Origin of the sequence: Candidatus Mycobacterium wuenschmannii (assembly GCF_030252325.1) — a bacterium.
Taxonomy (GTDB): Bacteria; Actinomycetota; Actinomycetes; order Mycobacteriales; family Mycobacteriaceae; genus Mycobacterium; species Mycobacterium wuenschmannii.
Map to the genome: position 1 here is coordinate 339,876 of NZ_CP126981.1, position 12,679 is coordinate 352,554.

Sequence of the window (12,679 nt, forward strand, 5' to 3'; positions counted from 1 at the left end):
CGTGTTTGAATCGCTGTCCGATCGGCTCACCGGCGCCCTGCAAGGACTTCGCGGCAAAGGCCGGCTGACCGACGCCGACATCGACGCCACCACCCGCGAGATCCGCCTGGCGCTGCTGGAGGCCGACGTATCGCTGCCAGTCGTGCGGGCGTTCGTCGGCCGCATCAAGGACCGGGCCAAGGGCGCGGAGGTTTCCGGCGCGCTGAACCCCGCCCAGCAGGTCGTCAAGATCGTCAACGAGGAACTGATCGCGATCCTCGGCGGCCAGACCCGCCAGTTGGCCTTCGCCAAGACGCCGCCGACCGTGGTGATGCTGGCCGGTCTGCAGGGTTCCGGTAAAACCACACTGGCGGGCAAGCTCGCGCTGTGGCTCCGCAACCAGGGCCACACCCCGCTGCTGGTCGCCTGTGACCTGCAACGCCCCGGCGCGGTCAACCAGCTGCAAATAGTGGGAGAGCGGGCCGGAGTCGCGGTCTTCGCGCCACACCCGGGCACCTCGGCGGACACCGATCAGGCCGCCGGGCCCGGTGACCCCGTCGCTGTCGCCGCCGCGGGCCTCGCCGAGGGGCGCGCCAAGCACTACGACGTCGTGATCTTCGACACCGCCGGGCGGCTGGGTATCGACGAGGAGATGATGGCCCAGGCCGGCGCCATTCGCGACGCCGTCACGCCCGACGAGACTATCTTCGTTCTGGACGCCATGGTCGGTCAGGACGCGGTGGCCACCGCGCAGGCATTCGGCGAAGGTGTCGGCTTCACCGGTGTCGTGCTGACCAAACTGGACGGCGACGCCCGCGGTGGTGCCGCGCTGTCTGTGCGTGAAATCGCCGGTGTGCCCATCCTTTTCGCATCAGCGGGGGAGAAGCTGGAAGACTTCGACGTCTTCCACCCGGACCGGATGGCCAGCCGCATCCTCGGCATGGGCGACGTCCTGAGCCTGATCGAGCAGGCCGAGCAGGTCTTCGACGCCGAGCAGGCCGAGGCCGCCGCCGCCAAGATCGGGTCCGGCGAACTCACCCTCGAGGACTTCCTCGAGCAGATGCTGGCGATCCGCAAGATGGGTCCGATTGGCAACCTGCTGGGCATGCTGCCCGGCGCGGGCCAGATGAAGGACGCACTAGCGGCCGTCGACGACAGCCAACTCGACCGGTTGCAGGCCATCATCCGCGGCATGACGCCGCAGGAGCGGGCCGACCCGAAGATCATCAACGCCTCGCGACGGCTGCGCATCGCCAACGGGTCCGGTGTGAGCGTCTCCGAAGTGAACCAACTCGTCGACCGGTTCTTCGAGGCCCGCAAGATGATGTCGTCGATGGTCAGCAGCATGGGCATCCCCGGGCTCGGCCGTAAGTCGGCGACCCGCAAGAACGCAAAAGGCAAGGGCGGCAAGGGCAAGAAGGGCAAGAAGTTCGGCCCGACACAGCCGAAGAACCGTAATCCGCTCGGTGCGGGCATGCCGGCCGGCTTTCCCGACCTGTCCAACATGCCGCAGGGCCTCAACGAATTGCCGCCCGGGCTGGCCGATTTCGATCTGTCGAAGCTGAAATTCCCGGGTAACAAGTAGTGGCGCAGCACATTCGAGGGATCGGGCTACCCGACGAAGAACCCATCGAACTGTGGATCGCCGACGGCCGGATCGGCCGCGAGCCGATCGACGGCGCCGACACGATCTTCGACGGCGGCTGGATCCTGCCGGGGTTGGCGGACCTGCACTGCCACATCGGGCTCGGCGTGCAGGGCGCGGTCGACATCGACGAGGCGGTGGCGCAGGCCGAGACCGAGCGCAGCGTCGGCGTGCTCCTGGTCCGTGACTGCGGTGTGCCGATCGACACGCGCAGCTTCGACGACCGCCCCGACCTACCCCGAATCCTGCGTGCCGGAAGACATTTGGCGCGTCCGAAGCGCTACATTCCCGGACTTCCGATCGACCTCGAGGACGAATCTCAGCTGCCCGCCGCGGTCGCCGAGCAGGCGCAGATCGGCGACGGGTGGGTCAAGCTGATCGGCGACTGGATCGATCGCGGCGTCGGTGATCTCGCGCCATTGTGGTCCGACGAGGTTCTCAAAGAAGCGATCGACGTCGCGCACTCACACGGCGCCCGGGTCACCGCGCACGTGTTCGGCGAGGATGCGCTGCCTGGCTTGCTCGGCGCGGGCATCGACTGCATCGAGCACGGGACCGGTCTGACCGACGACACCGTCGAGCAGATGATCGAGCACGGCACCGCGCTGGTGCCGACTCTGATCAATATCGAGAACTTCCCGGTCATCGCCGACTCGGCCGGCAAGTATCCGATCTACGCCGCGCACATGCGTGACCTCCATGCCAAAAGCAACGAGCGATTGTCCGCGGCGCGCGAGGCCGGAGTGCCGATCTACGCCGGCACCGACGCCGGCGGCATGATCGTGCACGGCCGGATCGCCGACGAGGTCGAGGCGCTCAAGGGCATCGGGATGAGCCCGACCGAGGCGCTGGGCGCGGCCTGCTGGGACGCCCGTCGCTTCCTCGGCCAGCCGGGGCTGGACGACGGCGCATCAGCGGACCTGTTGTGCTTCAACGACGATCCGCGCCACGGGCCGGCCGTGCTGAGCCGGCCCGACCTGGTGATTCTGCGCGGCCAGCGCTTCTGAGCCGGTAGCGAAGCGAGCGCGCCCCGTCTGTTACACAGGGGGTGTGCCGATCCCCGAATTCATCGTCGAACTCCGCGAGCGCATCGGACACGCGCCGCTGTGGCTGCCCGGCGTCACCGCGGTGGTCATCCGCGATCACCAGGTGCTGCTGATCCAACGGTCCGACAACCACGCGTGGACCCCGGTCACCGGCATCGTGGAGCCGGGGGAGAACCCCGCCGACTGCGCAGCGCGAGAAGTGTTGGAAGAGAGCGGTGTTCAAGCGATCGCCCGAAGATTGGCCTGGGTGCACGTGAGTCGCCCGGTCGTCCACGTCAACGGGGACCATGCGCAGTACCTGGACCACGTCTTCCGGATGGAATGGACGGACGGTGACCCGTTCCCCGCCGACGACGAGACCCTCGACGCGCGCTGGTTCGACATGACGCGGCTACCGGAGATGTCCGAGGACATGCACCGGCGGATCGAGCACGCGCGGGACGGCAACCTGCGCGCGCCGACCGATTTCGAGGTCACCGCGCCATGACGTACGCCGTCGACCGATTGGCCGAATTCGTGGTCGCCGCCGGCCAGTCCGACCTGCGCGCGTCGGCCCGCGCGACCCTGAAACGCAATGTGCTGGACAGCATCGCGTGCGCGGCCGGTGCGCTCGACGGCGAGCTGATCCCCGCGATCCGTGCCCACGCCGAGGAGCTCAGCGGGCGGCCGACCACGACGTTCATCGGTGGCGGCCGTGCGTCGGTGGATCAGGCGGCGTTCTTCAATGCGGTGTTGGTGCGCTACCCCGACCTGCTCGACACCTATCTGACACCCGGTGGTCTGTGCCATCCAGCCGACAACTTCGGCGCGGTGTTCGCCGTCGCCGAACACGTCGATGCGAGCGGCGCCGACTTCCTGCTCGCGCTCGCGGTTTCCTACGAGGTCCAATGCCGTTTCAGCGCACAGGTTCCCGTGATGGGTCGAGGGCTCAATCACGCCTTTCAGTTGGCGATGTCGGCAGCCGCCGGGTCGGCCAAATTGCTCGGCCTCGACGTGTCACGGACCGCGGACGCAATCGCCGCGGCGGCAGCGGACAACGTGTCGTTGGCGGCGGTGCACACCGAGCCCGTCTCGACGTGGAAGGGCATCTCGCCGGCCATCACGGGGATGCGCGCGGTATACGCCACCATGCTCGCGAGTCGCGGAATCAGCGGTCCCCGTGGCATTTTCGAAGGGCCGAACGGTGTGGAGCAGCTTTTCGATCAGTCGATCGACCTCCGGCCGGACGACCGTTCGCTGACCGCCGTCGAGCAGACCTACCTCAAGCAGTACTGCGCGCTCATCCACGGCCAGGTGGTGATTGATGCAACCTTGGCGCTGCGCGACAGCCACGCCATTGACGCCGCCGACGTCGCGGCGGTGAATCTCGAGGTGTTCCAGGGCGCCTTCGACATCGCCGGCGGCGGCCGATACGGCGATAAGGATCACCCGTCCACCAAGGAGCAGGCCGACTACAACCTCAAGTATCTGGTGGCGGTCGCGCTGCTGGATGGGCAGGTCGGCCCGGAACAGCTTGAGGGCGAACGGGTTCAGCGCAGTGACGTGCAGGAGTTGTTGGCCCGGGTCATCGTCCGGCCCGCTGCCGACCTCACCGAGGCCTACCCGGAGCGCACCGGCGCGCGCGTCCGCATCACGCTCAACGACGGACGCGACTTCCGCCGCGAGCAATCCGACTTCGAGGGGTCGCCCACCCGGCCGATGTCGTGGGAACGGGTGGTGGAGAAATTTCATTGGCTCGCCGAACCGTTTGCGGATGCCGCGCTGCGCGGCGAGATCGTCGACGCGGTGAGTCGGTTGGACGACATCGCCGTCCGCAACCTCGCGGCGCTGCTGGATGCGCTCAGCGCCACCGCGCAACGACCGCGGACCAGAGGGCGGCTGTAAGGTCAGCTAAAGAAAGATTGCGAGTACTTACTCTCTATGTTAGCTTCGCAGGACCCGACGATGCCGAGGACGGCGGGGGGCCGCGCCGGCGACGATGCAGAGCGCAGCGATGACGAGGAGTGGCGCATATGACCTACGACGTGATCATTCGTGACGGATTGTGGTTCGACGGCACGGGCAGCGCGCCGCAGACCCGCACGCTGGGCATTCGCGACGGCGTCGTCGTCACGGTGTCGTCCGGTCGTCTCGACGAGACCGGCTGCCCCGAGGTCATCAACGCGATGGGCAAGTGGGTCGTCCCCGGGTTCGTCGACGTGCACACCCACTACGACGCGGAGGTGCTGCTCGATCCCGGACTGCGCGAGTCGGTGCGCCACGGCGTGACCACCGTGTTGCTGGGCATGTGCTCGCTGTCAACGGTCTACGCCGGGACCGACGACGCCGCCGATCTGTTCAGCCGCGTCGAGGCGGTGCCGCGCAAGTTCGTCCTGGGTGCCCTGCGGGACAAGACCTGGTCGACCCCCGCCGAGTATGTACAGACCATCGACAACCTGCCGCTCGGTCCGAATGTCAGTTCGCTGCTTGGTCATTCGGATCTGCGGACCGCGGTGCTGGGCCTGGACCGCGCCACCACCCGCGACGTCGAACCCACCGACGCCGAACTCGACAAGATGGCCGCGCTGCTCGACGACGCCCTGGAAGCCGGAATGCTCGGCATGTCCGGCATGGACGCGGCGATCGACAAGCTCGACGGTGACCGCTTCCGGTCGCGCGCGCTGCCGTCGACGTTCGCCACCTGGCGGGAGCGCCGCAAGCTGATCAAGGTGCTGCGCAAGCGTGGCCGCATCCTGCAGAGCGCGCCGAACGTGGCCAAGGCAGAGTCGGCGTTGCTGTTCTTCCTGTCCAGCAGTCCAATGTTCGGGCTGCGCAAGGCCGTTCGGATGAGTCTGCTGGTGTCCGCGGACGCCAAGTCGATGCCCTTTGCGGTGCACGTCTTCGGCCGCGGCACCCGGCTGATGAACTTCCTGACCCGCTCCAAGGTCCGCTTCCAGCACCTGCCGGTGCCATTCGAGCTGTACTCCGACGGCATCGACCTGCCCGTCTTCGAGGAGTTCGGCGCCGGCACCGCGGCCCTGCATCTGCGAGACCAGTTGGAGCGCAACGAGTTACTGGCCGACGAGGACTACCGCCGCCGCTTCCGTCGGCAGTTCGACCGGGTCAAGCTCGGACCGTCGCTGTGGCACAAGGACTTTCACGAAGCCGTCATCGTCGAATGCCCGGACGCGTCGCTGGTCGGCAAGAGCTTCGGTCAGATCGCCGACGAGCGCAAGCTGCACCCACTGGACGCGTTCCTCGACGTGCTCGTGGAAAACGGTGAGCGCAACGTCCGCTGGACCACGATCGTCGCAAACCACCGGCCCAAGCAACTCAACAAGCTGGCCAACGAGCCGAGTATCCACCTGGGCTTCTCCGACGCCGGCGCGCATCTGCGCAACATGGCCTTCTACAACTTCCCGGTGAAATTCCTCAAGCGCACGCTGGACGCCTACCAGGAGGGCCAGCCCTTCATGACGGTCGAGCGCGCCGTGCATCGCCTCACCGGCGAAGTGGCCGAGTGGTTCGGCCTGGACGCCGGCACCCTGCGCGAGGGCGACCGCGCCGACTTCGTCGTCATCGATCCGGCCGGCCTGGACGACTCGGTGGAGGCATACCACGAGGAGAAGGTGCCGTTTTACGGCGACCTGAGCCGCATGGTCAACCGCAACGATGCCGCGGTGATCGCGACCGGCGTGGCGGGCTCAATCGTGTTCCGCGACGGGCAGTTCCGCGAGGGCTACGGCAAGACCGTGAAGTCCGGCCGCTACCTGCGGGCGGGCGTTCGCCACCGGCAACTCGCCGGGTCGAGCGCCTAGGCCGGCCGATGGCGCGCACCCAGCAGCAGCGCCGCGAGGAGACCGTCGCGCGTCTGCTCGAGGCCAGCATCGCGACGATCATCGAGGTGGGCTACGCGCGAGCGTCGGCCGCGGTGATCACCAAGCGGGCCGGGGTGTCCGTCGGCGCCCTGTTCCGGCACTTCGACACCATGGGCGACTTCATGGCCGCGACGGCGTACGAAGTGCTTCGGCGCCAACTGGATTCGTTCACCAAGCAGGTCGCCGCGATCCCGTCCGACCGGCCGGCGCTGGAGGCTGGCCTGACTATCCTGCGCGACATCACCAGCAGCCCCACCAACGCGGTGATGTACGAGCTGATGGTCGCGGCCCGCACCGACGAGAAACTCAACGCGACGCTGCAGCACGTCCTCGAGCAGTACACCAGCAAGATCTGCGACGCCGCACGCGCGCTGCCCGGCGCCGACGGCTTGTCGCCGGAAACCTTCCCGGTGCTGGTGGCATTGCTGACCAACACTTTTGACGGTGCCGCGATGCTGCGGGCAGTGCTTCCCCAGCCCGAGATCGAGGACCGCCGCATCGCGCTGCTGTCGTCGCTGCTGAGCGCGATCGGCCTACCGGGTTGATCGATTAACTGTCGTTGAGCTTGCTGACCGCGTCGTCGAGCCGGCGGTGCAGGCTCATCAATTCGTTGATGCCCAGCAGGGTGAGCGGGCGGTACGTGGCGGGCCCGTCGGCGACCACCGCGAACGGCGTCGCGTCACCGAGGCTGTCACGGGTCTTCATCAGCACGCTGATGCCGGCCGACCCCAGAAACTCGACCTTCGACAGGTCAACGATCAGGCCCTTGGGCTTCTTGGCGAGCGCCGCATCGACGGCCTCGGTCAATCCGGGGGCGGAGAGCATGTCCACGCTGCCGCCGATGGCCAGCACCGCCAGCCCGTCAACCTCGGATTCGTGGGCGAAGAACTCGTCTTTGTCGGATTGTGGCGGCGAACCAGACGCAGCGTGTTGGTTTTCGGCCATCATCGATCTCTCATTCCTTACGTGCACCTGCGTTGATTGCTCACTACGCAGACCTCGTTGGCAATGGCTGTCGACTCAACCCATGGACGGTGTCGACTGGTGTCGACGGGACGCCGCGGGCGGTCATATTGGGCTCTTGCGCAATAGAATGCCACGGCACCGAAAGACTAGCCGAAACCACGGACACTGTCGGCGGAGGCCTATAACGTGCCGATTCCGGAGTGCGGAGTGAGCGCAAAACCCCAATCCAGCAAATTGCCGGCCTGATCCCAGTAGGTCGGCCCGCCCTCGTGGATCAGCCCGTACATCATGGCGACCACCAGTCGCCGCCCGCCGCGGGCCGCCGCCCCGACGAACGTCTTGCGTGCGGCGTCGGTGAAGCCGGTCTTGCCGCCGATCGCACCGGGGTAGCGCGTCAGCAGCTCGTCGTGATTGACGATCGGGTGATCGCCGCTATCGCCGGGAAAGATGGCCGACGGCTCGGCGGTGATCTGCGCGAACACCGGGTTGGCCATCGCGGCGCGGAAGATGACCGCCAGGTCGTGGGCCGTCGACCAGCCCGAACCGCCCGGCCCGTCCAGTCCGGACGGGGTGGACGCGTGCGTGTTCACCGCGCCGAGCGATGCGGCCTTGGCATCCATCTTGGCCACGGCCGCGTCGGGTCCGCCCAGCATGTGCGCCAGGGTGTTTGCCGCGTCGTTGCCCGACACCAGCAGCAGCCCGTCCAGCAGTTGGCGGGCGGTGTAGGAGCGGCCGGCCTTGACGCCCACGCAGTTGCACTCCACGCGGGTGTCGGCGGGGTCGGCTACCACACTCGAATCGAGGCTCAGCTCGTCGAGCACCACCAGGGCCAGCAGCACCTTGATGGTGCTCGCCGGCGGATGGCGAAGGTTCTCGTCACGCGCGGCCAGCACCTGACCCGAATCGAGGTCCGCCACGAGCCACGTCTGGGCCGGGCCGTCGGGGATGGGTACCGAGCCGACCGGCTGCACGCCGGCGTCCGCCCAGGCGGTGGCACCGGCGCCGGCAATGGCAACCGCAGCCGCGACCGCGGCGATAAGCATCCGCATGGGCAGGCAGCCTACCGGCCCGCACCGAGGGCCGCCGGGCCTGCACCGACGGCCGCGCATCGTCGCCGGGGTGGTGTTCAATCAACCCATGTTGAGCCACGCCGAAATCTCCGACCGGTTGGAAATCCAGCAGCTGATCACCGATTACTCCACCGCGATCGACACCCGCCGCTTCGACGACCTGGACGCCGTGTTCACCGCGGATGCGTACATCGACTACACCGCGCTCGGCGGCATCGAAGGGAACTATCCCGAGGTCAAGGCGTGGCTGGCGGAGGTGTTGCCGAACTTTCCGATGTACGCGCACATGCTGGGCAATTTCTCGGTCAGCATCGACGGCGACACCGCCTCGTCGCGGACGATTTGCTTCAACCCGATGGTCTTGGGTGGGGACAAGGACCAGATCATGTTCTGCGGTCTCTGGTACGACGACGAGTTCGCCCGGACCGCCGACGGCTGGCGGATGACCCGTCGCGTGGAGACCAAGTGCTTCCAGAAAGTGCTCTAGCGGCGACGACGGATTTCTGACTTCGCCCCAGGCTCTGGCACAATGGGCGGCTGTCCGGCGCGCGACCCATCGCCCGCGCGATGCTTGTTCGTCGGTCACACACGCGAGGCAAAACCGGATCCGGGCATTCCCGCCCGCATCGCTGAATTGCAGCGTGACACCACGTAGGAGAAGTCGCTTCACCATGGCTGTGAAAATCAAGCTCGCCCGCCTCGGCAAGATCCGCAACCCGCAGTACCGCATCGCGGTCGCCGACTCGCGCACCCGTCGCGAAGGCCGGGCCATCGAGGTCATCGGCCGCTACGACCCCAAGCAGGAGCCGAGCCTCATCGAGATCGACTCCGAGCGCGCCCAGTACTGGCTCTCGGTCGGTGCCCAGCCCACCGAGCCGGTCCTCAAGCTGCTGAAGATCACCGGCGACTGGCAGAAATTCAAGGGCCTGCCGGGTGCCGAGGGCCGCCTGAAGGTTGCCGCGCCGAAGCCGAGCAAGCTCGAGCTGTTCAACGCGGCGCTGGCCGCCGCCGACGGCGCTCCGGACACCGAGGCCGCCAAGCCGAAGCAGAAGAAGGCGCCGGCCAAGAAGGCTGCCGAGAAGGCCGAGGCAGCCGAGAAGCCCGCCGAGGAGGCCGCGCCGGCCGCCGAGGCTGAGGCCGCCGCCGAACCGGCAACCGAGAGCTGACCATGAGCACCGTCGTCGTTGACGCCGTTGAGCACCTGGTCCGCGGGATCGTCGACAATCCCGACGATGTCCGTGTCGACCTGGTGACCAGCCGCCGCGGCCGGACCGTCGAAGTGCACGTCCACCCCGAGGATCTCGGCAAGGTGATTGGTCGCGGCGGACGTACCGCGACCGCGCTGCGCACGCTGGTCGCCGGCATCGGCGGCCGCGGCATCCGTGTCGACGTGGTGGACACCGACCAGTAGCGGAGAACGCCCGTGGAGTTGACAGTCGGGCGCGTAGTCAAGGCGCACGGCGTCACCGGCGAACTCGTTGTCGATATTCGCACCGACGACCCGGAGCTTCGTTTCGCGCCCGGTTCGACGTTGCGCGGCAAGGGATCTAACCGCAAGGAACACACGTACACCGTCGAGACGGTGCGCCCGCACGGCAGCCGGCTGTTGCTGCGGCTGGAGGGTGTGGCTGACCGTGATGCGGCCGACGCGCTGCGCGGCACGGTGTTCGTTGTCGATTCGGCGGATCTGCCGCCCATCGACGAGGACGACACGTACTACGACCATCAGCTCGAAGGCCTGCGGGTGCGGACGACGGCCGGGCTGGAACTCGGCACTGTTGCCGAGGTATTGCACACCGCCGCAGGCGAATTGCTGGCTGTCACGCGTGCCGACGCACCGGAGTTGCTGGTGCCGTTCGTCAGCGCCATCGTCACGTCGGTGTCACTGGACGACGGTGTGGTCGACATCGATCCCCCCGACGGTCTGCTGGATCTGGAGGGCTGAGATGCGGATCGACGTCGTGACGATCTTCCCGTCTTATCTCGATCCTCTGCGACAGTCGTTGCCCGGCAAGGCGATTGAGTCGGGACTGGTTCAGGTTAACGTGCACGACCTGCGTAAGTGGACGCATGACGTGCACCGCTCGGTCGACGACTCGCCTTACGGCGGCGGTCCGGGAATGGTGATGAAGGCGCCGGTCTGGGGTGACGCTCTCGACGAGATCTGTTCGCCGGAAACACTTCTCGTCGTGCCGACACCCGCGGGCCGGCTGTTCACCCAGTCGACCGCACAGCGGTGGGGTGGCGAGTCGCACCTGGTGTTCGCGTGTGGTCGTTACGAGGGCATCGACCAGCGGGTCGCCGACGACGCCGCCACCCGGATGCGGGTCGAGGAGGTGTCGATCGGCGACTACGTCTTGCCCGGCGGCGAATCGGCGACGCTGATCATGATCGAGGCGGTGCTGCGGCTGCTGCCGAACGTGTTGGGCAATCCGCTGTCACACCAAGACGATTCGCATTCCGACGGGGTGCTCGAGGGGCCGTCGTACACCCGGCCCCCGAGCTGGCGTGGCCTCGACGTACCCGAGGTGTTGCTGTCCGGTGATCACGCCCGCATCGAGGCGTGGCGGCGGCAGGCCGGCGAGCAGCGCACCCGAGACCGCCGCCCCGACCTCTGGGACCGCGACTAGGTCGTGATCCGCCCGCCCGGGAACATCGTCTTGACCGCCTGCGTGATGGTCGTCCGCGCGGTGGCGTCGTCCGACGGCTGCAACGATTCGATCACCAGCACGTAGCGGCGGTCGGCGCCGATGACGCCGGTGGACAGGTGCATCCAGCGCGACCCGTCCATGCAGCACATCCAGCCCTGCTTGACGGCGACCGGCTCGGCGTAGAGCCCGTCGGGAATGCCGAATCGCTGCGGGTAGCCGTCGGAGCCGGTGGCGGTCGACCCGGCCAGATCGTCGACGATGATCTGCGCGCGCTCGTGCGACAGCCCGCCGGAGCTGTTGAGCAGGGCGTCGTAGTAGTGGACCAGGTCCGACGCCGAGCTGATGGTGTTCCACCACTGCCCGTCACTGGGTGGGCTGGTGGCGGTCAGCCCGTAGCGGCCCGCGACTCCGTTGACGATCGCGTCGCCGCCGCGCGCCGCCCAGAACGTCTCGGCGGCGCCGTCGTCGGAGGATCGCAGCATGCTGTCCAGCGCCTGCCGTTCGGCCGAGCTCAGCGCCGACCCGGACTCCTGCGCGAGCAGGTCGTCGGCGATGAACAGCTTGGCCACCGAGGCAATCGCGACCAGCTGGTCGCTGCCGTTCGAATACGTCTGGCCGGTCACCCGGTCGAGCAGGGCCACGGAGATGGTGGCGCCGCTGTTGGACGCCTCGTCGGTGGCCCGGGCGATGCGGGCCGCCAGTCCGTCGAGGGTGGCCGCCGATGGCGGATCCTGACCCTGCACCGCAGGTGGCGGGTCGTCGGGGGCGCCGTATACCTTGGCGCAGCCGGCGTTGGACACCGTCAACATCGCCACCGTGGCGACAAGCAGTAGCGGAAGGCGTGATCGGATGCTCATTTCACGCACCAGTGAACCATTCGCCCACGTCACGACCGGGCAGAAGGGGCGGCGATTCGCCGTGATTTCGCTGCGTGGGCCCGATCTGGCACAATTGACCAGTTGTCTTTAGCGGTTGTCGGCCGACCGGCTCGCCGCGAGACTCCCAGATGTCCGAATCCATCGGCTACGTTGCCTGCCCGCCCGCCCACAGCGGCGAGCAGCGGCACGCAGCCGCGACCCGCAAGGAAGAGTCTTCCGACATGAACACGCTGGACTTCCTCGACAAGACGTCGCTGCGCGACGACCTCCCGGCCTTCCACCCCGGTGACACGATCAACGTGCACGTGAAGGTCATCGAGGGCGCGAAGGAGCGGATCCAGGTGTTCAAGGGCGTGGTGCTGCGCCGCCAGGGCGGCGGGGTCCGCGAGACCTTCACCGTCCGCAAGGAGAGCTACGGGGTCGGTGTCGAGCGCACCTTCCCGGTGCACTCGCCGAACATCGACCACATCGACGTCGTCACCCGCGGTGACGTCCGTCGCGCGAAGCTCTACTACTTGCGCGAGTTGCGCGGCAAGAAGGCCAAGATCAAGGAGAAGCGCTGATTTTCAGCGTTCTTCGGCGATTCT

15 protein-coding genes are annotated in these 12,679 nt (G+C 67.5%); 12 read left to right on the top strand and 3 right to left on the bottom strand.

Annotation, left to right across the window (positions count from 1 at the left end; translation table 11 throughout):
• Position 1 precedes the first annotated feature (1 nt).
• The 6 genes from ffh (at position 2) to PT015_RS01745 (ending at position 7,072) form a co-directional block, all read left to right on the top strand.
• Positions 2-1,564 (top strand): signal recognition particle protein, encoded by a 1,563-nt coding sequence (gene ffh / locus PT015_RS01720; RefSeq protein ID WP_285188357.1) that lies wholly within the window; start codon positions 2-4, stop codon positions 1,562-1,564.
• Positions 1,564-2,631, top strand: a complete 1,068-nt coding sequence (locus tag PT015_RS01725; protein WP_285188359.1) for an amidohydrolase family protein — start codon at positions 1,564-1,566, stop codon at positions 2,629-2,631. The genes ffh and PT015_RS01725 overlap by 1 nt, the downstream gene beginning before the upstream one ends.
• 43 nt (positions 2,632-2,674) lie before the next feature.
• Positions 2,675-3,157, top strand: coding sequence for an NUDIX hydrolase (locus tag PT015_RS01730; protein ID WP_285188361.1), 483 nt, complete (start codon positions 2,675-2,677; stop codon positions 3,155-3,157).
• A complete protein-coding gene (locus PT015_RS01735) occupies positions 3,154-4,554 on the top strand; it encodes an MmgE/PrpD family protein (RefSeq protein ID WP_285188363.1) in 1,401 nt (466 codons plus the stop codon). Before PT015_RS01730 ends, PT015_RS01735 begins: the two co-directional genes overlap by 4 nt.
• A 128-nt stretch (positions 4,555-4,682) precedes the next feature.
• A complete protein-coding gene (locus tag PT015_RS01740) occupies positions 4,683-6,467 on the top strand; it encodes an N-acyl-D-amino-acid deacylase family protein (protein ID WP_285188364.1) in 1,785 nt (594 codons plus the stop codon).
• 8 nt (positions 6,468-6,475) lie between these two features.
• Complete coding sequence (locus PT015_RS01745) at positions 6,476-7,072, top strand: TetR/AcrR family transcriptional regulator (protein ID WP_285188366.1); 597 nt, start codon at positions 6,476-6,478, stop codon at positions 7,070-7,072.
• Between the two features lie 4 nt (positions 7,073-7,076).
• Here the strand turns inward: PT015_RS01745 and PT015_RS01750 are convergent, their stop codons facing one another.
• Both PT015_RS01750 and PT015_RS01755 read right to left on the bottom strand, forming a co-directional pair.
• Complete coding sequence (locus PT015_RS01750; RefSeq protein ID WP_313825678.1) at positions 7,077-7,475, bottom strand: STAS domain-containing protein; 399 nt, start codon at positions 7,473-7,475, stop codon at positions 7,077-7,079.
• Positions 7,476-7,672: 197 nt separating this feature from the next.
• A complete protein-coding gene (locus PT015_RS01755) occupies positions 7,673-8,542 on the bottom strand; it encodes a D-alanyl-D-alanine carboxypeptidase family protein (RefSeq protein WP_285188367.1) in 870 nt (289 codons plus the stop codon).
• An 88-nt stretch (positions 8,543-8,630) separates the two neighbouring features.
• Here PT015_RS01755 and PT015_RS01760 point away from each other — a divergent pair, with 88 nt between their 5' ends.
• The 5 genes from PT015_RS01760 to trmD all read left to right on the top strand — a co-directional run bounded on the left by PT015_RS01760 (position 8,631) and on the right by trmD (position 11,193).
• A complete protein-coding gene (locus tag PT015_RS01760; protein ID WP_285190874.1) occupies positions 8,631-9,050 on the top strand; it encodes a nuclear transport factor 2 family protein in 420 nt (139 codons plus the stop codon).
• 184 nt (positions 9,051-9,234) lie between these two features.
• Positions 9,235-9,729, top strand: a complete 495-nt coding sequence (rpsP, locus tag PT015_RS01765) for a 30S ribosomal protein S16 (protein WP_285188368.1) — start codon at positions 9,235-9,237, stop codon at positions 9,727-9,729.
• A 2-nt stretch (positions 9,730-9,731) separates the two neighbouring features.
• A complete protein-coding gene (locus tag PT015_RS01770; protein ID WP_025736282.1) occupies positions 9,732-9,974 on the top strand; it encodes an RNA-binding protein in 243 nt (80 codons plus the stop codon).
• A 12-nt stretch (positions 9,975-9,986) separates the two neighbouring features.
• The gene (gene rimM / locus PT015_RS01775; RefSeq protein ID WP_285188378.1) at positions 9,987-10,508 is read left to right on the top strand and encodes a ribosome maturation factor RimM; all 522 of its coding nucleotides are present in this window, start codon (positions 9,987-9,989) and stop codon (positions 10,506-10,508) included.
• A gap of 1 nt (position 10,509) precedes the next feature.
• Positions 10,510-11,193, top strand: a complete 684-nt coding sequence (gene trmD / locus PT015_RS01780) for a tRNA (guanosine(37)-N1)-methyltransferase TrmD (RefSeq protein WP_285188379.1) — start codon at positions 10,510-10,512, stop codon at positions 11,191-11,193.
• On the opposite strand, the gene PT015_RS01785 is transcribed toward trmD, so the two are convergent.
• Complete coding sequence (locus PT015_RS01785; protein ID WP_390887982.1) at positions 11,190-12,065, bottom strand: serine hydrolase; 876 nt, start codon at positions 12,063-12,065, stop codon at positions 11,190-11,192. The genes trmD and PT015_RS01785 overlap by 4 nt on opposite strands.
• Before the next feature lie 248 nt (positions 12,066-12,313).
• Between PT015_RS01785 and rplS the strand changes: the two genes are divergently transcribed.
• Positions 12,314-12,655, top strand: coding sequence for a 50S ribosomal protein L19 (gene rplS / locus PT015_RS01790; RefSeq protein ID WP_285190875.1), 342 nt, complete (start codon positions 12,314-12,316; stop codon positions 12,653-12,655).
• The last annotated feature ends 24 nt before the right edge of the window (positions 12,656-12,679 follow it).

Bases quoted from the DNA above. Each gene is read 5' to 3' on its own strand.
- PT015_RS01745 (WP_285188366.1), top strand. From the start codon at position 6,476: ATGGCGCGCACCCAGCAGCAGCGCCGCGAGGAGACCGTCGCGCGTCTG.
- PT015_RS01755 (WP_285188367.1), bottom strand. From the start codon at position 8,542: ATGCGGATGCTTATCGCCGCGGTCGCGGCTGCGGTTGCCATTGCCGGC.
- PT015_RS01750 (WP_313825678.1), bottom strand. From the start codon at position 7,475: ATGATGGCCGAAAACCAACACGCTGCGTCTGGTTCGCCGCCACAATCC.
- PT015_RS01740 (WP_285188364.1), top strand. From the start codon at position 4,683: ATGACCTACGACGTGATCATTCGTGACGGATTGTGGTTCGACGGCACG.
- PT015_RS01735 (WP_285188363.1), top strand. From the start codon at position 3,154: ATGACGTACGCCGTCGACCGATTGGCCGAATTCGTGGTCGCCGCCGGC.
- rplS (WP_285190875.1), top strand. From the start codon at position 12,314: ATGAACACGCTGGACTTCCTCGACAAGACGTCGCTGCGCGACGACCTC.
- PT015_RS01760 (WP_285190874.1), top strand. From the start codon at position 8,631: ATGTTGAGCCACGCCGAAATCTCCGACCGGTTGGAAATCCAGCAGCTG.
- rpsP (WP_285188368.1), top strand. From the start codon at position 9,235: ATGGCTGTGAAAATCAAGCTCGCCCGCCTCGGCAAGATCCGCAACCCG.
- PT015_RS01770 (WP_025736282.1), top strand. From the start codon at position 9,732: ATGAGCACCGTCGTCGTTGACGCCGTTGAGCACCTGGTCCGCGGGATC.
- trmD (WP_285188379.1), top strand. From the start codon at position 10,510: ATGCGGATCGACGTCGTGACGATCTTCCCGTCTTATCTCGATCCTCTG.